The following is a 22021-nucleotide window of genomic DNA, read 5'->3' on the forward strand; positions in this document are numbered from 1 at the left end:
CCGGTTCAACAGGGGTATGAAACGCTTTTCAGAGCAGAAGAACGAAAGAAATCCGGTTCAACAGGGGTATGAAACGCTTTTCAGAGCAGAAGAACGAAAGAAATCCGATTCATCAGGGGTATGAAGTGCTTTTCAGAGCAGAAGAACGAAAGAAATCCAGTTCATCAGGGGTATGAAGTGCTTTTCAGAGCAGAAGAACGAATGAAACCCGGTTCATCATCCTGATGAAGGGCCTTACAACTCAACAGATTAAAGGAAAATCACTTCACCCGGTCGATGAAACGTAATATATAGCAAATTAAGAAAGCTTTTCATGTAACTTATGGATAATGGTAAAATATTTAAGTACATTTTTCTATTATTCATAATAAGCCCATTGGTGAACGCCTACAATTTTATAATTATCTTTCAAAATTTTACTAATTCTTTCCTTTGAATTTACTATTTGACACCAGTCATGAATAGTATTGGTGGTAATCTTATTGTTTGGGAATAAAACTTTATATTCTTCAACACTCCGTAGAACAGCTTTTGGAATTGATTCAGTTTGACCACAAGATTTACATATACATTTTCTTTTTAGAATAGATATGAAAAATGAGCGGCATGTTGAACAAATTATCCCTTTTTTAAGCTGGTTGTAATTATAGGATGGTGTCTGATTATATGGAGATTCAATTAAATGCAATTCCAATAGTTTATCTGCTAATTTCTTGTGTTTTTCATTCAAGTTTGAAGAAGATAGATTATTAAAATGTCTATTAATTTGATTTGAAAAAATAATTGGTTTATCAAGAGGTGCTTGGTATAATGTGAAATTCGGATTTATGAAAACGACGTAGGATGCAATTGGTAGGTTAATACGGTGACTCATAAGTAACTGTGTTAGCAAAGACTCGCTTCTACTGAGCTGATCGAAAGGGTTAACAATTTCAAACTTAGGCTTTTTGTATAGTTTATTCGATTCATAGAAGAAATCCCCGTCATAGTTTTTCACTTCGTAAAAGTAAATTTTTCCTTGGGAAATTATTAGAGTATCTAGCTGGAAAATAGTGCTATTTACCTCAAATAACAAATCATTTAGGATGAAACACTCTGATTGAATCTGATTTGTTATCGAATCAAAATTTTTCTCACCTTCATATCCTTTTTTCAAATTAAGAAAATGTTGCATATCTTTGTTGGTTAATTTCATTCGAGTGTTTAACAATTCAAGTTTAGCTAATTCGTTTGATTTCTTACGTGATTTAATATTCAAGTGACATACTTCCTTTTATTGTTTATAGAAGTTGAGGTTCGCATCTGCAATAGACTCAAGTGGGAGTAAATATTTAGAAGAAAAGCGTAGTAATAGTATTATATAGTTCTATTTTTTCGAGCACAAGTAGAAATTTATCAAAATTAAAATGAAATACAATTGTAATAGCATTTTAATTATCGTGTAAATTTGACTTGTTATCCTATAGGAGGTGAAGTTTATGATTTTTCATAGAAAGTAGGGGAAAAAGTTGAGCAAACTATTAACTGTAATTACCTTAGCAATCATGTTTGTTGTGGGAGGTCTGTTCAGTAGCAATTATAGCTATGCAGCGACGGAGCAAAACATAGATAAAATTCAACAGAATCGGCAAAATATCAATCAGGAATTAACTGAAGCTGAAAAACAAGTTGCGGATTTAATGTCAGAAATTCAACGCATGACCGATGAGATGGAACGCGTAAAACAATCTTTAGAAGATAAACAGGACAACATTGAGAAGACAGAAGAGAAGATTAAAACTACTATAAAAGATATCAGTGTACTCCAAGATGAAATAAAAGTATTAGAAAAAGATATTCAGAAGCGCCAGGAAATTTTAAAGGATCGAATTTCTTCTTACCAGCAAGCTGGTGGTTCGATGAGTTTTATAGAAGTAATTTTCGGTGCAGATAGCTTTAGCGATTTTATTAGTCGAACGAATGCTGTATCCAAGATTACTGAATCTGATGCACAATTAGTAGAAAATCTTGAAAAAGATATACATAAAGTTGTTGAAAAGCAAAATCTTGCTATGAAAAAGCTTGAAGAATTGAATACGATGCGAGCGGAACAAGAAAAGGTTTTAGCACAGATCAATAAAGTAAAGCAACAAAATGAACAACAAAGACAAAACTTGGAAGCTAAGAAACAAGAATTAATAACATTAATTGATAATCTAAAAATAAAAGATAAAAAGCTTGCATCACTTGAGACAGAGGTAAAACAAAAGCTAGAAGCTGCAAAGCAACAATCTCAGGAAAACGAAATGAAAAAAGCTGAAAATGAAACAAAAGTAAGTGCAAAGAAAGTGAATAATTCAAGCGAACAGTCTAAAGAAGTAAGTGAACCTAATCAAGATCAAGAAAAGGAAAAAGATACAGAGAACAAATCATTTACTGTTACCGCGACAGCATACACGATCGAAAGTGCTGGCGGATCTGGTGTAACGTATACTGGAATTGATCTAAGAGAAAACCCCAATGCAAAAGTAATTGCAGTTGATCCAGATGTTATTCCATTAGGATCAGTTGTTCATGTTGAAGGGTATGGTTATGCTATCGCTGGTGATATCGGCGGTGCAATTGGTGGTAAAAAAATTGATGTATATGTACCCACAAGGCAAGCTGCGCTCGAATGGGGAGTGCGTACAGTTAACGTGACTATTCAGTAGTTAGTTATTTAAAATTATTTACCCAAAGTATTTTCTAGCTAATTAGGCTAAACTCTTTCTAGTCAAACTTTCAATCACATATTGATAATTAAAAAGCGGAGATGCGTCTCCGTTTTTTTCGTTTCTCCATAGCATAGTTCTTTTGTAAAAATCAATCGAAATTACAAAGAAAAAGTTCTGATTTTTCGACAAAAAATACGTAAATAACATTCATTTTTCATTCCATTTCTTATATAATGGAATGAAAAGAAGAATAGGAGATTGATAGCTTATGAGGAAAAAACATCTTGGAATAACGGCGCTTTTGGGAACTCTCCTATTAGGTTCGTGTTTGCCAAATAGCATTTCAGCAAGTGATGAAAGTAATGTACATATAGCAGATTTACATACAAAAAGACAAGTAAGTTTACAACCTATAGATGTCAATAAAACGATGAAACGATTTACATTTGATTCTGGGCTAAATTTTGAATACCCAGATGCTGTGCGTGGAATTTATGTAACAGGTCCATCAGCTGGCGGGAAGCGGTTTGATAAACTGTTAAATTTAGTGGAAACAACTGATTTAAATGCAATGGTTATTGACATAAAAGAAGATCATGGCAATTTAACTTTCAAGCCAAAAGAGGGTTCACCTTATGAGGATGTCGGAATTAATTATATCGATGATCCACGTAAATTACTTAAAGTGTTAGAAGAAAAAGGCATTTATCCCATTGCAAGGGTTGTTGTGTTTAAAGATTCTGTTCTTGCTAAAAAGCATCCTCAATGGTCTTTTAAAGAGAATGGAGAAGTTTGGACAAATGGAAAGGGAGAGGCATTTGTTAGTCCTTTTCAAAAAGAGGTATGGAAGTATAATGTAAAAGTTGCCAAAATGGCAGCGGAAATGGGCTTCCAAGAAATTCAGTTTGACTACGTGCGTTTTCCAGAAGGTTTCGAGGATTATGACGAGGTATTAGAATATGACTTAGGGGATTTCAAAAATTCCGAGATTGACAATGTGCAGAGGAGAGTACACGCAGTAACTAGCTTTGTCGAATATGCTCATAAAGAGCTTGATCCGTATGGTGTGGATGTATCTGTAGATATTTTTGGATACGCAGCCACAATTCCTGCAGCACCAGGAATTGGTCAAAACTTCACAAAAATCTCAAAAAATGTGGATGTCATTTCGTCAATGATTTATCCTAGTCACTGGACATCCTACTTCGGTATTGAAAAGCCGGATACACAACCGTACAAATTAGTGTCAGAATATGCAAAAGTTGAAAATGAAGTCTTGAGTAAGCTAGAAGATCCACCAACATCGAGACCATGGATTCAAGACTTCGAAGCACCGTGGTTATATAGTGGACCTACTAAACAGTATGGTAAGGCGGAAGTGGAAGCGCAAATTAAGGCGTTAAAGGAACATGGAATTAACGAGTTTTTGATTTGGAATGCTGGAAACGATTATACAAATAATGTGGACTACACTCCACTTGATAAATAATAATGAACAACACAGGCCAAACTAGGTCTGTGTTGATTTTTTTATATGTTTATAAATATTCAATAGGGGTAAATAAAGAATAAGGTGTGTCTTAATGGGTTAATTTAACAAAACACCGTTTATTCGTTATAATAAAGAGGTGGAAATGGAAGTAACATTGACCATTGAAACTGGACAATCAACGACTACTATAAAACTTAAAGGAGTAGATCAATGAATTGGTATGAAAAGTTAAACAAATATTTCCCTGTTGAGGAAATGAAATCGAAGGAACATATGGACATGCTTCTCAAGGAAAAAGGGGACGTTTACTATAAGGATGAGAGCCCTGATCATGTTCTTATGTACGCAGAATTTGATACATTCATCTTTATTGACTATGTATGGGTATCTGCAAAAACAAGAGGACAGGGAACTGGTCATAAAATAATGGAAAAGTTAAAAGCAAAAGGAAAGCCTATTATTCTAGAGGTAGAACCAGTTGACTATGATGATACAGATACAGAGAAACGCCTTCGTTTTTATCAAAGAGAAGGATTCACCCACGCACAATCCATTGGTTATAATCGCCGTTCACTTGCTACAAATAAAGAGACTCCTATGGAAATATTATATTGGTCTCCAAATGACGATTCCGAAGATGTTATTTTTGAAAAAATGAAGCATATGTATGACCACATTCATACGTATAAGGATGAAGAAATTTACGGGAAAGCTTATCAATCAGCTGATGAAGTGTTAACGTACGACACGGATCGCGATTCTGAAAATATTTTAGATAATTTAAAAAAGCCAGAAAGAGCCTAATTAAAGTACAGCCTCATGTCATTTGCTGGGGCTGTCCTATTATTTTTCTAAAATATTTCAATTAAACTGGTTTAATTGAAAATGAATAAGGGTATGTTATATATAATTATCAACATTTCGTGAACATAAGGATTAAAATTTTACTTTTTTTGCATATACTCTACCTTTCACTTGACAAATGTAGTATACTTATACATATAGGTTATTTAAACTTATTTTAATCTAAGAAGTTTTACAAAGTTCATGAGATACCTAACATATTAGAATGAGGAGTGAAGTTTTTATGGTAACACTTTATACCTCACCAAGTTGTACTTCGTGCAGAAAAGCAAAGGCTTGGCTTGAAGAACACGATATACCGTTCACGGAACGAAATATATTTTCCGAACCTTTATCGTTGGATGAAATCAAGGAAATTTTACGGATGACGGAAGATGGAACAGATGAGATTATCTCTACACGTTCGAAAGTTTTCCAAAAGTTAGACGTAAATATAGATCAATTGCCAATGAAAGACTTATTCCAATTGATTCAACAAAATCCTGGATTATTACGTCGTCCAATTATCCTCGACGAAAAACGTCTGCAAGTTGGATATAATGAAGATGAAATTAGAAGATTTTTACCAAGAACGGTACGAACTTTCCAATTACGTGAAGCTCAACGAATGGTCAACTAATTCTCATTACAAAGAGGAAAATGAAAAACAAAAACGCAGAACCTTACATGTAGGTCTGCGTTTTTGTTTAATTAATTAAGAATCAATAATGTAGCATTCGAATTTCCAATGAAACAAATAACGTTTTGTGGTTGTAGGAAATTCGAAAGGGATTCGTGACAATTTGACAATAAAAGGTAGTGACAAATTGTCCTATTTCTTATAAACTTTAAGCATATTATAATTCTAATGGTTGAAAGCATAATAATCACTAGGGCATTCGCTATTAAATACTTGGCGAATGCCGTGTTTTTCTAAATCTAAAACTGATAGGAAAATATAGGCTTAATGGTTTGGAGTTTGTTTGCACCTATGCATTCGCCATGTATACAAGGTGATAAGCAAAGTTTTTCTAAGAATAATGTATTAATTTCTCTATATATAGGCATTTTAATTTTCAAAACCATTCATTGTCGCATACAATGGGACTATAGAAAAATTTTAACTTTTAGTGAATGGTTAGACATGCATGAAAAAGGGTATATGTTAAATAAACATGTACGTTGGTTAATCAAGATAGATACAGGTGAAGTAATCTCTTCCACCTAACTATTAATAGAAGGGAGAGAAACAACATGGAGATAGAAAGAATTAATGATAATACGGTTAAATTTTATATTTCCTATGTAGATATTGAAGATCGCGGATTTGAACGTGAGGAAATTTGGTATAATCGCGAACGAAGTGAACAGTTATTTTGGCAAATGATGGATGAAGTTAATTATAAAGAAGATTTTAATGTAGATGGACCGCTTTGGATTCAAGTGCAAGCACTAGAAAAAGGGCTAGAAATTATTGTTACCAAAGCGCAGGTATCAAAAAATGGGGAAAGTATTGAACTTTCCACCGAAAATGGCAAGACAATTGACTTATCAGTTGACGAGGAAATTGAAAATATGTTGGAAAACAAATTTGGAAAATCAAGTGATAACGAAGCCGCTGAAGAGGAGCAAGAAGGTAATTTGTCTATCGTGGTAAGCTTTAATGACTTTGAAGACGTAATTCAGCTTAGCCATTACTTCCAAGAAGACACAGATTCATTTGCGGATAGTCTTTACTATTATAATAATCGCTACTACTTCTATCTAGAATTTATTGACGAGTCATTAGATGATGATCAACAAGAAGATATCATTAGTAAGATTTTTGAATTTAGTCATGACACGGATTTAACCATTCACTATTTAGAGGAGTATGGTAAGAAGGTTTTCACGGACGATACGTTCGAACAAGTGAGAAATTATTTCCCTGCTCAGATATAAGACATCCTAATTGGGTGTCTTTTTTTGAGAGCAAAGAAAGTATAAACGAAAAGCTGTCTAGCTACATCGCCCAGAAGCTGCCGTCATAAGCAATGGACACTTCTGCCCCACAGGACGTGGGGTAGTTCGATGTTGCCACGGATGTGGCGACCTTAGTCGAACTTCCTTAAACCCATGCGTTCTACGGTCCCTTGCTTATGCGTCCGCTTCTAAACGGGCGCTTACGCTTTTCTTAGTAGAAAAGAAAGTATAACTCCTTTCTTACTGCATTAGAGCTACTAAGTCTTTCGTTTATCTAAGTGTAAAAGAAGGAATTTTATCGCATGTGTCGAATTACCTAAAGCAGGAGGTGGTATATATACATGCTGCAAGCAAAAACAAAAGATGGACAGCTAATCACTCTTTCTAAACTAACGAAGTCGGAAATTAGAAAGGTGAAACACAGTGAATTTTTTTGTCCTATTTGTCAGGAACCAGTTCTTGTGAAAGCAGGAGAAAAAATGATTGCTCACTTTGCGCATCGTTCTAAACTAGAATGTATATCGAGTGATTATGGCGAAGGAGCATATCACGAACAAGGAAAACTTTTACTTTACAATTGGTTACAGAATCAGAGGGTACAAGTTGAACTTGAAAAATTTCTGCCTGATATAAACCAGCGTCCTGACATCTTTATTACGATTAATAGACGTAAAATTGTGTTTGAGTATCAATGTGCCAGAGTATCTGGTAACGTAATAAACGAGAGAAGTGCAGGATTTTTAAAATCAGGTATTACCCCAATTTGGATTCTTGGCGCCAATCATTTTCACAGATTAAGTCAACATCATTTCAAAATAGATACTTACATTCTCACATTTATTCACCGTTTTTCTTCAAGTTACCCCTTAACACTCTACTTTTTTTGTCCACATTCACTTCAATTTATCACCGTTCAACATATTCAAATTACATCCCCCCGTAGTGCTATTGGAACATTTTCAATTCGACCGTTAAAAAATATAACATTTGCCAATCTTTTTTTTAAGCACCCATTAAATAAACCAGTTTTATTGGAACGATGGAAATACGAGAAGAAAAAATTTCGTCTTAAACAAAACAAGCGGTTGTATGGAGAAGAACGTACGTGGCATCGTTGGTTATATGTAAACGGAACCCATAAAGAGTTGTTGCCCTCAATCGTATATCTACCAGTTTCCAGTCAATATGTGATGAAGACACCACTGTGGAATTGGCAAAGCAGACTTTGCTTAGAATTATTACTACCTCTTCCAGTCGGAGACACATTCACGTATGCACGTTGTACAACTATTCTACAATACAGACCACAAGAAAAGTATTATCTTATAAAGGAGTTAGACTGTCCAATTTATGAATATCTTTCTACACTAGTCCTGTTACATTTCCTTGAAGAAGTTACACCGCTCACTTTTCGTAAAGTAAATGACATTCTTTTTCATCCAAATATCGAAGTGTCACTTGCAGAAGATGCACGATTAATGAATCGGTTAATTCAGTATAGTACAATGAAATAGTGCATGAATTAACGTCGAATCAGCATACTAAAAAAGGAATTTATCAACTAATACCGAATATAGTATGTAGTGAAATAAAGGAGGATGTAAATTGGCAAAAGCGACAAAAGAATTACCTAAAAGAAGTGAATTATCCAAGGAATTAACGTGGAATTTAGAGGATATTTTTGCAACAGATGAAGAATGGGAACAAGAATTAAAAAGCTTGAAACAAGATATTCCTAAAATTGAGTCATATAAAGGTAAACTGACTGATTCAGCGAAAGCATTATACGATGTATTAAAGCTCCAGGACGAATTATCTGAACGATTGGGAAAGCTTTTTACATATGCACACATGCGTAATGATGAAGACACAACGAATTCATTTTATCAAGAGATGAATGCAAAAGCTGAGAATTTGTTGACTCTTGCATCTAGCTCGATGAGTTATATTGTTCCAGAAATCTTAACAATTGATGAGTCGAAGCTTAAGCAATTCCAATCAGAGGTAGAAGAACTTGTACAATACAAACAAACGCTCGATGAAATTACACGTCAACGAGCACACGTGTTAAGTGAGAGAGAAGAGGCGTTACTTGCAGAAGCGTCTGAACCAATGGAAAGTGCATCGCAAACATTCGGCATGTTGAACAACGCAGATTTAACGTTCCCTTCTATTAAAAATGAAGACGGTGAAGAGATTGATCTTACACATGGTCGTTATATCGGATTCCTAGAATCAAAGGATCGTCGAGTACGAAAAGACGCCTTCCAAGCGATGTATGATACGTATGGTAATTTCAAAAATACATTCGCTTCTACATTAACCGGTACAGTAAAGAAGGATAACTTTTACGCTAAAATCCGTAACTATGATTCCGCAAGACATGCAGCACTAGATGGAAACAATATCCCAGAGCAGGTGTATGAAAACTTAGTTGAAGCAGTGAATGATAGAATTCATCTATTGCATCGTTATTCTGCACTGCGTAAAAAGGTGTTAGAATTAGATGAGCTGCATATGTATGACATGTACACACCACTTGTGCAAAACGTCGATATGAAAATTCCATATGAGAAAGCACAAGAGTATGTGGTAGAGAGTCTTGCGCCACTGGGCGAGGAATATGTAAATATTGTAAAAGAAGGTTATAAAAATCGTTGGATCGATGTGGAAGAGAATAAAGGGAAGCGCAGTGGGGCATATTCTTCTGGTGCATATGGTACAAATCCATACATTTTATTGAACTGGCAGGATAATGTGAATGATCTATTTACACTCGCGCATGAGCTTGGACACTCTGTTCACAGCTATTATACGAGAAAGTCACAGCCATATCGTTATGGAAACTATTCCATTTTTGTAGCAGAAGTTGCTTCAACGTGTAACGAAGCATTATTGAACGAGTATATGTTGAACCATTTAGAAGACGAGAAAGAGAAGCTATTTCTATTAAATCATTTTCTAGAAGGTTTTCGTGGTACGGTTTTCCGTCAGACAATGTTTGCTGAGTTTGAACATGATATTCATAAGCGGATGCAGGAGGGGGAAGCCTTAACTGCTGAAAAATTAACCGAGATTTATTATGCGTTAAACAAAAAATATTTTGGTGATGAAGTTGTATCCGATGAAGAAATTGGACGTGAATGGTCTCGGATTCCACATTTCTATTACAACTATTATGTGTTTCAATACGCAACGGGATATTCTGCGGCTACCGCACTCGCAAATGGGATTTTGAATGATACAGAAGGTTCTGCTGTGGATCGCTATTTAAGCTTTTTGAAAGCAGGTAGTAGTGACTATCCGATTGAAGTTTTGAAAAAAGCAGGAGTAGACATGACATCTAAACAACCAATACTAGAGGCATTAGATGTATTTGAAGAAAAACTAACTGAAATGGAAAATATGTTGTTAAAATAAAAAACGTCATGGGTGTTCCAATTAAGGAGCACCCTATTTTCATTTATTGGCTTTTTAAGATATTACTGCTTTTGACGCAAAATAAGTAAACTGCGGACAGTCGTTTTCCGAAGGCAATGCTCTAGCCTCCCCGGAAGAAAACCAAATTCTGAAAGAATAGTACGCCAAGGACACTTCTTTGCCTGGTATCGGACTGAGGATTCCTTATTTACCTTTTTTACCTTTATTTCGAGGATTATCGGACACACGATGCCTTATTAAGCTAAAAGACATGATATTCAACTGTTTTTACCCAAATAAGGCATCCTGAGTCCGATAACAACCGCATTTACTCTTATTTTTTACAAATAAGGTATCGTGTGTCCGATAGCTGACATCCTGCATGCATGCAATCTTTCCAGTACGATCGAAAATGTTACTTCACTTGACCGGATCGGAAATCAACGTTGCTGTTACCATAAACATGAATTTTCACTAGTTCGCAATTTAATTCAACTCAACAAAATTTACGAGTAGAATTTTTTTATTTTAACGCAGTCTTCGAAATGTACGACGGTGGGTAAAGGAAAAAATCGTTAGGTAGATTGAAATAAACAGAAGTGGAAGTGTAATATAAAGTGGAATCATATTCATGAATCCAAAAATATTTAAGAAGAAAGCAAATATCGTTAATACTAAGAATAAGTAAGGCATGACTCCCTGCATGTACAAAACCTCCCCTTTTTAATCCATTTATATGCTGTGACAGTAACAAATAGAAGTTTGACATTTTTGTGAAATGATGCACATACCTATTGAATGATATATAGCAAATTGATAAACTCTAATTGTAAGACAAAACAAACAAACCCCTTTGTTTGAATTTAGACTTTCTCCCATCCCCTTTGTTTATAACAAAGATATAGAAGACCGGAAAGAAGGATATACGCTGCCCCGTATATCCTTCTTGTTGTATTGAAATCAAGTTTTCTTATTGCAAACAAAAAAACTGACTGCCGATTTAAGCAGTCAGTCGTTTTTGTTATATTTCCAGAATGATCCATATTTTACTGGAATCTTCTCGACCTTTTGTCGTAACAAAAGCTTTTTCATTTCTTTTTCTGTTTTTTCTAATGTCCAATCATATACGACCGATATTTCCTTGTTTCCAACAATTTCATAATAAGATAAAAATTCATCTAGATTAGGTGTTTTTGCTGGCGAAGGGTCTTTTTGAAGCATTTGCTTTAGTACTTTTACATAAATATCATATGGATAAAGCCCAGAAATTTTAATTCCATGCTCTTCAACGACTTGGTTGAAGAATACAATAGTTGGAATATAATCGACTTCCATTTCCTTCGTTAGTTTTAAATCGCACTGAAATGCTTTTTTCGCCGAGGTAGAATAAAGATCATTTTTAAATTCTTGCAGATCTAATCTAGCTTCTTTTGCAATATCAAACAACACATCTTCGTCTGATATGTTCCGTTTACGTAGAAATAAATTTTCTTGAACCTTGCGCAGAAAAGTTTTTCCGGCTCTTTTCCCTTGCAACTCGGCAGCTTTAATCGCGAGAGATGCGATCCAGGGCGCTGATACAGGGTTATCAATCCATAAATCTCCATCACAGCTCATACCGGTACGTTTTGCAGTTTTATCCCAAATGTCCTTGAGTTTTTTTGGTTTATCAAATTTATCTTTGTTTAATGTATTTAAATGTCCACTAATAATAGGTCGAATGGTAAAATATTGTCCATACTCAATAGAGAGCTTTTTGATATAAGGTTCTAAAGACCAACACTCAGGGCAAAGAGGATCAACAAAAACATAAATTTCAATCGGTTTTTGTACAAAATCACTAAAGCCAGATTTCGCCGATGTGTTTGGATGGTTCAAGCTATCAAGCTCAGCATTTTGCCAGCTCACATCGATTCTCCTTTCTGTTTACCTCAAGCTTAAACGGCTAACTGGGTTTAAGCCTTTCAATACTCCGGTGTGTTCATCATATGGTTGGCTGTCATTGTGAGTTTTTCAAAAATAGCTGTACGGTAGGGTTCTTCAATTTCTGCTTCGACAAGCGCATCCCGCATGCAAACAAGCCACGCGTCTTTTCTTGTAGGTGTTATTTCAAATGGTAAATGCCTGCGTCGTAACATCGGATGACCGCGTTCCTCTGAATAAAGCTTTGGACCACCAAAGAATTGTGTTAAAAACAATCGTTGCTTTCTTGCTGTTTCTGTTAAGTCATCTGGAAATATAGATGTAAGCTTCGGATGCTGACCAACTCGTTTGTAGAAAGCAGTAACTAATTTATCTATTGTATCGAACCCACCAATGGCTTCGAATATCGTACCAGGTGTTGTCATTTCTTTCTCTCCTAATAGGTTTGTTTATATTGTAGCAACGTAACAATATGTGGGCAAATTATCTGATTTAGTCAACCGTCAATGATGTGAAAAATCGCTTAATTTTGTTTGGTGTATTTTTTTCTGTAATCCCATGCTTTTTTAAAATCATTTCGAGCATTGCTTGACCCGCTTCCTTAGTTGTGGCCTCTATTTCTAGTTCATAATCTGATTGTCCATTGTAAGTGCTGTAATCTAACACTAATAGTGTTCCCTGGTAGTTGGTTTCATATCGTTCTGTTTTTAAATTTCCACAATAAACCAAATCATCTATTTCGATACATAGCAATGATAGCTGGTGGCCAACTTGCGTTTTTCTAATTGGATTTCCATTAATCCAACTCGCAGCTTCATCCTTGGTTAATAAATCGTGTGATTCCAATAGGCCGTCAGGATGTGGTTCTTTTAACGTTAAAGTAAAGTTTCCATCCTTTTCCCTTATTCTAAGGGCTGCACCTTTTTCTTTAAGAGAAAAGTCCTTTGTCTCAAAATAATAATTGGTTTGCCAAGTACCTTCCTTTGGGAAAGGAAAAATACGTAACAAATGATTGAATTCCTGTTCGGTCAATAAATTCTTATATTCAATTTCAACTTCTTGTGCCATTTATTGTCCTCCAAATTAAATCGAATGGATTATCTATTGATTATCGCGAATGAAAGCTATTTTTGCAAAGATTATCCATTAGATTGTGTTATGATATAAAAGAAAAGTAATGTATTGATGTTAGAAAAGCGAAGGCGACGCTAGGAGCCGTAGCTAGCCAGATTTTGCTAGAAAAGGTGGTACATAGCTAATGAATTGGAAAGCATTGCTCGCACCATATTCGCAAGTGGTTGAAGAACTGAAGGTTAAATTAAAAGGAATGCGATCGCAATTTGAATACGAAGCAAGACATTCCCCAATTGAATTTATAACAGGCAGGGTAAAACCAGTTACAAGTATTTTAGATAAAGCGGAAAGAAGAAACATTTCTCTCGATCGGATTGAACAAGATTTACAGGATATAGCAGGAGTACGAGTAGTTTGTCAATTTGTTGATGATATTTATAACATTGTTACGATGCTCCGTTCGAGAAATGATTTTACAATTATTGAAGAGAAAGATTATATTTCACAAAAAAAAGAAAGTGGATATAGGTCCTATCACATCATAGTGGAATACCCAGTGGAAACAATTCATGGAGAAAAAATATTAATTGCAGAAATCCAAATTCGTACATTGGCCATGAATTTTTGGGCAACCAACGAACATTCGTTAAATTATAAGTATAAGGGAAGTATACCTACAGAAATTAAAAGTAGGTTAAAGCGGGCGGCAGAGGCAGCCTTTAAACTAGATGAAGAGATGTCAAAAATAAAAAACGAAGTACAAGAAGCACAACGGATTTTCCATCGAAAATAACCAATGTATTTGAAAAGGAGATGAATAAGATGAGGTTTGCGATTGTATCGAAGGGCGATGATCGCTCGAATAATATTAAGGCAACCATGAAGCAGTATTTGACGGAATTTGATTTAGAATATGATAAAGAACACCCAGAGCTTGTCATCTCCGTCGGTGGAGATGGTACATTGCTAGAGGCATTTCATCGCTATATTCATTGTATTAGTGAAACAGCCTTTATTGGTGTACATACTGGTCATTTAGGATTTTACGCAGACTGGGTACCAGAAGAGGTAGAAAAATTAATCATTGAAATTGCTAAAACTCCTTTTCAGGTTGTCGAGTACCCATTACTTGAAGTGAATATCCGGTCAAAAACTGGTGGAAAAGAGGACAGGTTCCTTGCGCTAAATGAAGCAACGATAAAAACAGCTGACGGATCAGTCGTATTTGATGTGGAAATTAAAGGAGAGCATTTCGAAACATTCCGAGGTGATGGCTTATGTCTGTCCACTCCTTCAGGAAGTACAGCGTATAATAAAGCTTTAGGCGGAGGAATACTACATCCGTCGTTAGAGGCGTTTCAGCTTACAGAAATGGCATCAATTAATAACCGTGTCTTTCGTACGATTGGCTCCCCATTAATTTTGCCTAAACATCATACATGCTTATTAAAGCCGCTAGTGGATCGAAGTTTTCTAATTGCGATTGACCATTTTACGGAAACGTACACAAATGTAAAATCGATTCAGTGTAGAGTAGCGAAGGAGAAGGTTCGTTTTGCGAGATTCAGACCTTTTCCATTTTGGAACCGAGTACGTGACTCGTTCGTTTCAGATGATAGTTAAAAACATAAAGTTTGATTCTTTAATAGAGGTAAAGATTTAGACCAGATCCGTAGTCGAGGTATATTGCGAATTTAATGATGAGTGTTGGAAACACAGCTATGGAAAAACATTCATTTATTAATGAAAAGTAAGGCATTAGTAACGAATTTAAAATAAGCGGACACCAGATACCTTATTTGAACAAAACAAGGGCAAAAGTGGTTATTCTCGGACACAGGATCCCTTATTTAGGAAAAAAGACTGGTTTCAACCTGTTATTACCTAAATAAAGCATCATGTGTCCGCTTAACCCATAAAACACGCCTGAAAAGTTAAAATAAGGGCTTTCATGTCCGCTACCGAGCAGTGCCTGACCACCATGTTTAGTTCGCAGTCTACTTGAACTTGGTGACAACTAGGTTTTTTATACTTTTCTCGTTAAATTTAATAAAAATAGAATTAAGGCTAAAGTTGGTGGATGGCTATGAAATGGACGATTACAGAAAAGTATGAGGCTATGACTATTCAAGAATATCTTTATACTGTACATGACTTTTCTAGAAGGTTAATTAGAGGGATAAAAGATGAGCCTGACTCTATTATCGTTAATGGTGAATCACAGGCTGCTTGGTATAAATTAGCTACAGGCGATATGCTGCAGGTGAATTTTCCAAAAGAACCAATTGGAAGTGGGTTGATACCAGAAGATATCCCACTTTCCATTGTATATGAGGATGATGCGGTTTTAGTAGTTGATAAACCTGCTGGTATGGCAACTGTTCCAGGTTTCAATCACAAAAATGGGACAGTTGCAAATGCAGTATTAGGGTACTACAAGAGAAATGAAATTCCTTATACGGTTCATATCGTTACCCGATTAGATCGTGATACGTCAGGGCTAATGTTAATTGCTAAGCATCAGTATTGCCACTCATTGTTTGCTCAGGATCAGCAGGCTGGAACCCTTATGCGTAAGTATTGTGCAGTTGTGGAAGGTATTGTCTCACCATTAGACGGAACGATTGATGCAAATATTGGCCGTAAACAAGGATCTATTATTGAGCGACAAGTCTTGGAAAACGGTAAACGTGCAGTTACTCATTATAAGGTAAAACAACAAACGAATGACTATACTTTGGTCAATATTAAATTGGAAACTGGGAGAACGCATCAAATCAGGGTACATTTCGCAAATTTAGGTCATCCACTAGCAGGGGATGATTTGTACGGCGGATCAACAAAAGATATTGACCGGCAAGCATTGCATTGCACAGATTTAACCTTTCAACATCCGCTTACAAAGAATGTTATGCAATTTCATGTTACACCACCCAAAGCGTTCACGGATTTAGTTAAAAGTAAGTAAATTTTTCAGGAACAAATGGCTGCTTTGATTTTACAGAAACTATCTGTTGTTCGGGTATTTGAAAGGCAGTTAATTGATTGCCAAATACACATCCAGTATCAATATTAACCGTATTGTTCACAAAACGTGGTTCTAAGACGGGTGTATGTCCATACACAATCCAACGTTTTCCGTGGTAATTACGTGCCCAATCGCGGCGGATTGGACGTCCATCGGCATACGTTTCTCCAGTTACATCCCCATATAACACAAATGAACGGACTTTTTTATCCGTGCGACCGATATAGTCTTCTCTTATACCGGCGTGAGCAATAATAGTGTTTACTTCTGGTAGTTCAAGATACAAGGGTGCATTCTGGTACAATGTCATAAATTGATGACGGATTTTTTTTCGATCACGTTGATTTAATGAAAGAAATTCTTCGACTGTCGTTTCTAATCCATGACGTATTTGCACATTATTTCCCTGTAAATAGCGGTAAAACTTATTGCAATGATTTCCCGGAACATAATGGGCAACGCGGTGTTCCACCACCATTCGATAAACGAGCGTTACTACAGCAAGAGAACTCGGACCACGATCGGTAATGTCTCCAACAAATACAGGAATTCTTCCATGTGGGTGGGTAAAAATGTCACCTTGTTTTTCATAGCCAAGTTTTTGGAAAAGCTCAAAAAGCTCCTCCATACATCCATGTACATCACCTATTACATCTATTTTCAACGTAAAACACCACCTTATTAATTCAGTTAAGTTTGTGCTATTCCCTGCATAATTATATATGGAAGGGTAATATATTTTGTGGTAAGATTGGTTAGTAATACACATTTTTGATAATAAATACTATACTTCGACAAATTCTGTCGTGGTTTTTTATTATAACGTCAGAGAGTATAAATTATGGTAGACCTTATAAGAAAAACTTCGGCACTCGCTATAAGACGAAGGCTAATGCCGAGTTTTTCTACCTATTTGCCATTTCATTGTGCAAATGATGATAAAACCTTCCAAGGAACAAAGGTGATTTAATGGAAAATGAAGCCTCCAGTAAAATACAATTCGACTTAATCATATTCTTTATGTTGTTTTTAGCAACAAGTTTAGCTGCGCTTTATAATATGCAAGAAGTTAATCCAGGGAATGAGGATTTTTTACTAAAACAATCTATATGGTACTTCATTGGTGCTGTATTCATATTCTTTATTCGGATGATCGATTTAGAACAAATGTATATGCTAAGTATTTATGCTTATATCATAGGAATTGTTGTTTTAGCTGTTCTGTTAGTAAGCCCTGAAAGTATAGCAGACCCGCGAAATGGTGCGAAAAGTTGGTTCACCTTACCAGGTCTTACTTTACAACCAGCTGAATTCACAAAAATAACTACTATCTTAGGTTTATCCTACATCATATCGAGACATAAAGAAAAGCATGTAAATAAAAGTATTCAAAGTGATTTATTTTTACTAATAAAAATGACAGCCACCGTTGTATTACCTGTTTCTTTAATACTTCTTCAACCAGACTTTGGTACCTCAATGGTATATTTAGTAATACTAAGCTTTATGGTTTTTTTGGCTGGTATTAATTGGAAGTTGATAGTAACTATTGTTCTTTCCATAGGCATTATTGGTGCTGGATCGCTAGCATTGGTCGTTAAGTATCCTGAAGTATCACAGGATGTTTTAAATATTGATCCATATCAGATTGAGCGAATTGTGACTTGGTTTGGTCCGAGCGAAGAAATCGATGATGGAAACTACCAGGTTAAAAAATCATTTTTAGCAATCGGTTCAGGACAATTAATTGGAAAAGGAATTGGTGACCTACAGGTTCAAGTTCCATACTCAGAAACGGATTTTATTTTCTCGATTATCGGTGAAAGCTTTGGGTTTATCGGAAGTAGTGCTGTTATTTTTCTCTATTTCTTTTTCATTTATAAGCTCGTTAGTATCGGCCTGAAAATATATCGCAAAAATATCTTTGGAGCTATGTTTTGTTTTGGATATATGGCACTTATTGCGGTTCATACATTTCAAAACATTGGAATGACGATTGGTATTATGCCGATAACTGGAATTCCATTATTGTTGGTGAGCTATGGTGGAAGTTCTGTTCTTGCAACACTTATTGGTTTTGGAATTGTATACCGAATTAGTGAGGAAGTCACGAATTCGGAAGGATATATGTTTGGAAATTAACGATGTAACCCCTAGCCTTTAAGCTTTGGGGTTACATTGCTCTTTAACGCTATTTTTTATTATAATGGTAGAAGTGATTCATGAAGGGAAGTGTTCCAAGTGGAAGAAAAAGAAGAAATGGAACGCAATTGGGACGTATTACTAGAATTATTACAAAAAGAGGATATAGCTACATTCCGTACTGAATTTCTTGAAATGCATCCATATGATCAAGCCCAGTTTTTCCTTGAACAGGAAGAGGATGTAAGACTTCGTATATACAGTTATCTATCGCCGGAAGAAATTGCCGAAATCATGGAAAACGTTGAACTTGACGATATTGAGCCTTACTTTACAGAAATGGATCCACGTTTTGCCGCGATGGTTTTTGAGGAAATGTCAACGGATGATGCTGTTGATATTTTGAATGAACTAAGTAAGGATAAAGTGGCGAGCTTTTTAACCATAATGGAAGATGAAGCATCAGACGAAATTAAGCAGCTTTTACACTATGAAGAAAAAACTGCCGGCAGTATTATGACAACTGAGTTTATTTCTATTTATAAAACGCAGTCGGTTAAAGATACGATGATTCAACTGAAAACAGATGGTCCTGATGCAGAAACAATTTATTATTTGTACGTAGTGGATGACGATAAACGACTTGTTGGGGTTCTTTCGTTACGCGACCTGATTATTTCTGAGGACGATACATTAATAGAAGAAATAATGAGTGAAAAAATCGTCTCTGTTTCTGTTGCGGAAGACCAAGAAGATGTTGCACAAATGATGCGTGACTATGACTTTCTTGCGGTACCAGTTGTGGATTTTCAGCACCATTTACTTGGTATCATTACAGTCGATGACATTTTAGATGTAATGGAAGAAGAGGCAAGTGATGACTACTCTAAATTTGCTGCAATCTCTGATGTCGATCGACCGGATGAGAGTGCTTTTATATCTGCTAAGAAGCGGTTACCATGGCTTGTTATCTTGTTGTTCTTAGGAATGATGACAGCTAGTCTCATCGGTCGATTTGAAAATACGTTGGATGTTGTTCCAGTCTTAGCAATATTTATCCCACTCATTGCAGGGATGGCTGGAAATACAGGGACACAGGCATTAGCAGTTGCGGTTCGTGGACTTGCTACAGGGGATTATGGCAAACAGGGAAAAATGAAGTTGATTCTACGCGAAGCAACTACCGGTTTGATTACTGGAACAGTTTGTGGAGTCGCTATTGCAGTCGTCATATATTTGTGGAAGGGCGATATTTTTCTCGGTATCCTTGTCGGTATATCGATTATGGCAACATTAGTAGTGGCAACATTAGCGGGATCACTCGTCCCAATTATCATGGATCGATTCAACATTGATCCTGCCGTTGCATCTGGACCGTTTATTACAACAATTAATGATATCATTTCCATTTTAATCTATTTCGGAATGGCAACAGCATTTATGGGATTTTTAATTAATTGAAGAAGTAAGCGGGTAACCCGCTCGAATAATATACTACGCTTGGACTAGCTGGGTAGTGATTTCTTTGTCGCTTGGCAACGTTTCTTCTCTCCAGGAAAAGATAAATAAGGTAATATCAATAGAATTGTAATAAGTGGACACCAGAAGACGTTATTCGTAAATAAATGAGGCAAAAATCTCTGTTCGCGGACACAGGATTCGTTATGTAGTAAAAAATAGTGATTTCATCGTGTTTTTTACCTAAATAAGGTATCCTGTGTCCCCTTACCCTACCAAACATGTGCGAAAAGTAAAAATAGCGCATCCTCTGTCCCGCTACTGGCCTTCGCTTCTACTATTCCAGGAGGAGTAGGTCGCAACAGTCAACAGCTACAATCTTTTCGAATTCAGCCATTTAGTAGGCAGATGTCACGTTCCCATTTCGCTATTCATATAATGTGGTGACTATGGCAATCGAAAGGAGATCAGCTTTTTTATGAGTAAACAAAAGAAATTTGCAAGATCACCACTCTTATATATACATCAACCCGATATATCACAACCGCAAGCTCCCATGCAATCCAATTATGTAACTCCAAAAGGTAAGTCGGTGGCAGAACCAAAAGAACAATCGTCCGATACAAACACGAATACACGATCATTAAAGCGGAACACTTTTTCTGAACAAGTGAAACAAGCAAAAGAGCAATCGATTGATGATCAATCGTTATCGAAGGAGAAAGAAAATGAGCAGGAAACGCATTCAAATAAAAAATTCAATGATATGACGGTTTCTGAAAAAATTGATTATTTTCTTTCAAAACCAAGGCATATTTCGATGAAATGTGAAGTGAAAACAGAAGATCGATCGTATCGCGGCACAATTCAAGGAAAAGAAGAAGATCAATTATTAGTGCGAGTAGGTAGAAGAACTAATCCAACGAAAATCAATACGGAATCCATTACAGATATACGATTAATAGGATTTTAATTAAAAAAGCACAGAAATGGGTGATTTTCCCCCATCTTCTGTGCTTTTTGATGTTGTTAGTTAATCAATTAATTGAATGCATTTACTGCAGGTAAGCAAGTAACATGGCAGAAGCAGTCTAAGTTTACTGTAATGCAAATTCCTGTAGCGCGTAAAGGCTTAGTTTCTTGTTCTACTGGGTTATCAGGGTTATCACACTCATCGCCTGGATCACGCAGTAATTCTAAAATTGCGCAACAATCATCATCTACACGTTTAACTCTGAAGTAGAAGCTTCCCATAACATCTCCAACGTTTTCAGGGTCAGCACCGTAGCCTTTAAATGGCTTACAATTACCTTTGCAATATAAAAGTACTGGTACTGTGTCTAAACCATTACCGTTGTCTGTTTCTCCTAATAAGTCACTTATAGAGCGTTCACAGCTACTATCACAGCAATTTTCAACTACATCATTTTGTGCATCCGCGATTTCCTTTAAAATATCACAAACACAGTTACCTGTATCAAAGTCTTTTCCACAACATCCCATGATTAAATCCCCTTCCTAAAATTTATTGACGTGATGTCTATACTAGAATATGTACTTATGACCAGTTGGTGTGGGCGACTATACGTATGAAGAAATTAATTTAAAAGACGTTTACAAAAGGGCTAATGACTATATCAAAATAAAATTTCGAACATAGTCTAATAACCACCAGGTATATAAAAGGAGTGAAAACATGTCTGAAAATAAACGAGTTTATCATGTGAAAGATCTTATAATTAAGGCAGATAATGTGTTTATTGAACGTGATGATAAGCACCATCACCGTGATCCTTTTTTTGGGAAAAGACACGATAATGATGACGTTGCAGGCGATGATGATTTTCATGAAGAAAAGCACCATCGTGACGATGAAGATGATGAAGAAGATAATAAGAGAAGACATAGGCGACCATTTTGGTTCTAATGGATGAATGAAGGCAGCTGAGAGCTGTCTTTTTTACATACGATGGCATATTTATCGAG

Annotated in this window: 21 protein-coding genes; 14 read left to right on the forward strand and 7 right to left on the reverse strand. The window is 35.8% G+C overall.

The features are described 5' to 3' along the window. Window positions 1-358 precede the first annotated feature (358 nt). A complete protein-coding gene (locus ACY9Z2_RS11600) occupies window positions 359-1258 on the reverse strand; it encodes an NERD domain-containing protein (RefSeq protein WP_463609807.1) in 900 nt (299 codons plus the stop codon). Between the two features lie 250 nt (window positions 1259-1508). On the opposite strand from ACY9Z2_RS11600, the gene ACY9Z2_RS11605 reads away from it, so the two are divergent. The 7 genes from ACY9Z2_RS11605 (at window position 1509) to pepF (ending at window position 10410) form a co-directional block, all read left to right on the forward strand. Continuing rightward, window positions 1509-2690, forward strand: coding sequence for a PcsB-like coiled-coil domain-containing protein (locus ACY9Z2_RS11605; protein ID WP_463609808.1), 1182 nt, complete (start codon window positions 1509-1511; stop codon window positions 2688-2690). A gap of 271 nt (window positions 2691-2961) precedes the next feature. Next, entirely contained in the window at window positions 2962-4182 is a 1221-nt protein-coding gene (locus ACY9Z2_RS11610) for a putative glycoside hydrolase (protein ID WP_463609809.1), read from the forward strand. 213 nt (window positions 4183-4395) lie between these two features. Continuing rightward, window positions 4396-4989 (forward strand): GNAT family N-acetyltransferase, encoded by a 594-nt coding sequence (locus ACY9Z2_RS11615; RefSeq protein ID WP_463609810.1) that lies wholly within the window; start codon window positions 4396-4398, stop codon window positions 4987-4989. Window positions 4990-5272: 283 nt separating this feature from the next. Further along, window positions 5273-5668, forward strand: coding sequence for a transcriptional regulator SpxA (spxA, locus tag ACY9Z2_RS11620; RefSeq protein ID WP_463609811.1), 396 nt, complete (start codon window positions 5273-5275; stop codon window positions 5666-5668). A gap of 614 nt (window positions 5669-6282) precedes the next feature. Next, window positions 6283-6969, forward strand: a complete 687-nt coding sequence (gene mecA, locus ACY9Z2_RS11625) for an adaptor protein MecA (RefSeq protein ID WP_463609812.1) — start codon at window positions 6283-6285, stop codon at window positions 6967-6969. A 362-nt stretch (window positions 6970-7331) separates the two neighbouring features. Continuing rightward, on the forward strand, window positions 7332-8504 hold the full coding sequence (locus ACY9Z2_RS11630; protein ID WP_463609813.1) for a competence protein CoiA: 1173 nt from the start codon (window positions 7332-7334) through the stop codon (window positions 8502-8504). Window positions 8505-8595: 91 nt separating this feature from the next. Further along, window positions 8596-10410: an oligoendopeptidase F gene (pepF, locus tag ACY9Z2_RS11635; protein WP_463609814.1), complete on the forward strand. Its 1815-nt coding sequence runs from the start codon at window positions 8596-8598 to the stop codon at window positions 10408-10410. 528 nt (window positions 10411-10938) lie between these two features. Here pepF and ACY9Z2_RS11640 read toward each other — a convergent pair. The 4 genes from ACY9Z2_RS11640 to ACY9Z2_RS11655 form a co-directional block, all read right to left on the reverse strand. Next, window positions 10939-11115 (reverse strand): hypothetical protein, encoded by a 177-nt coding sequence (locus ACY9Z2_RS11640; protein ID WP_463609815.1) that lies wholly within the window; start codon window positions 11113-11115, stop codon window positions 10939-10941. Window positions 11116-11418: 303 nt separating this feature from the next. Further along, the gene (locus ACY9Z2_RS11645) at window positions 11419-12318 is read right to left on the reverse strand and encodes a ClpXP adapter SpxH family protein (protein ID WP_463609816.1); all 900 of its coding nucleotides are present in this window, start codon (window positions 12316-12318) and stop codon (window positions 11419-11421) included. A 56-nt stretch (window positions 12319-12374) separates the two neighbouring features. After that, entirely contained in the window at window positions 12375-12758 is a 384-nt protein-coding gene (locus ACY9Z2_RS11650) for a globin domain-containing protein (protein ID WP_463609817.1), read from the reverse strand. 67 nt (window positions 12759-12825) lie between these two features. Next, the gene (locus ACY9Z2_RS11655) at window positions 12826-13401 is read right to left on the reverse strand and encodes a CYTH domain-containing protein (RefSeq protein ID WP_463609818.1); all 576 of its coding nucleotides are present in this window, start codon (window positions 13399-13401) and stop codon (window positions 12826-12828) included. A gap of 190 nt (window positions 13402-13591) precedes the next feature. On the opposite strand from ACY9Z2_RS11655, the gene yjbM reads away from it, so the two are divergent. The 3 genes from yjbM to ACY9Z2_RS11670 all read left to right on the forward strand — a co-directional run bounded on the left by yjbM (window position 13592) and on the right by ACY9Z2_RS11670 (window position 16375). Further along, window positions 13592-14200 (forward strand): GTP diphosphokinase, encoded by a 609-nt coding sequence (gene yjbM, locus ACY9Z2_RS11660; RefSeq protein ID WP_463609819.1) that lies wholly within the window; start codon window positions 13592-13594, stop codon window positions 14198-14200. A 29-nt stretch (window positions 14201-14229) separates the two neighbouring features. After that, the gene (locus ACY9Z2_RS11665; protein ID WP_463609820.1) at window positions 14230-15030 is read left to right on the forward strand and encodes an NAD kinase; all 801 of its coding nucleotides are present in this window, start codon (window positions 14230-14232) and stop codon (window positions 15028-15030) included. Window positions 15031-15493: 463 nt separating this feature from the next. Then, entirely contained in the window at window positions 15494-16375 is an 882-nt protein-coding gene (locus ACY9Z2_RS11670) for an RluA family pseudouridine synthase (protein ID WP_463609821.1), read from the forward strand. Here the strand turns inward: ACY9Z2_RS11670 and prpE are convergent. Then, on the reverse strand, window positions 16362-17099 hold the full coding sequence (gene prpE / locus ACY9Z2_RS11675) for a bis(5'-nucleosyl)-tetraphosphatase PrpE (RefSeq protein WP_463609822.1): 738 nt from the start codon (window positions 17097-17099) through the stop codon (window positions 16362-16364). The two genes, ACY9Z2_RS11670 and prpE, sit on opposite strands and share 14 nt — an antisense overlap. 305 nt (window positions 17100-17404) lie before the next feature. Here prpE and ACY9Z2_RS11680 point away from each other — a divergent pair, with 305 nt between their 5' ends. The 3 genes from ACY9Z2_RS11680 to ACY9Z2_RS11690 all read left to right on the forward strand — a co-directional run bounded on the left by ACY9Z2_RS11680 (window position 17405) and on the right by ACY9Z2_RS11690 (window position 21008). Further along, complete coding sequence (locus ACY9Z2_RS11680) at window positions 17405-18577, forward strand: FtsW/RodA/SpoVE family cell cycle protein (RefSeq protein WP_463609823.1); 1173 nt, start codon at window positions 17405-17407, stop codon at window positions 18575-18577. A gap of 117 nt (window positions 18578-18694) precedes the next feature. Then, the gene (gene mgtE, locus ACY9Z2_RS11685; protein ID WP_463609952.1) at window positions 18695-20038 is read left to right on the forward strand and encodes a magnesium transporter; all 1344 of its coding nucleotides are present in this window, start codon (window positions 18695-18697) and stop codon (window positions 20036-20038) included. Between the two features lie 475 nt (window positions 20039-20513). After that, window positions 20514-21008: a CotO family spore coat protein gene (locus tag ACY9Z2_RS11690; RefSeq protein WP_463609824.1), complete on the forward strand. Its 495-nt coding sequence runs from the start codon at window positions 20514-20516 to the stop codon at window positions 21006-21008. A gap of 68 nt (window positions 21009-21076) precedes the next feature. Here the strand turns inward: ACY9Z2_RS11690 and ACY9Z2_RS11695 are convergent, their stop codons facing one another. Continuing rightward, complete coding sequence (locus ACY9Z2_RS11695) at window positions 21077-21538, reverse strand: CotY/CotZ family spore coat protein (protein ID WP_463609825.1); 462 nt, start codon at window positions 21536-21538, stop codon at window positions 21077-21079. Window positions 21539-21731: 193 nt separating this feature from the next. Here ACY9Z2_RS11695 and ACY9Z2_RS11700 point away from each other — a divergent pair, with 193 nt between their 5' ends. Next, complete coding sequence (locus ACY9Z2_RS11700) at window positions 21732-21962, forward strand: hypothetical protein (protein WP_463609826.1); 231 nt, start codon at window positions 21732-21734, stop codon at window positions 21960-21962. Window positions 21963-22021 lie beyond the last annotated feature (59 nt).

Source organism: Virgibacillus sp. GM2-2 (assembly GCF_055329585.1).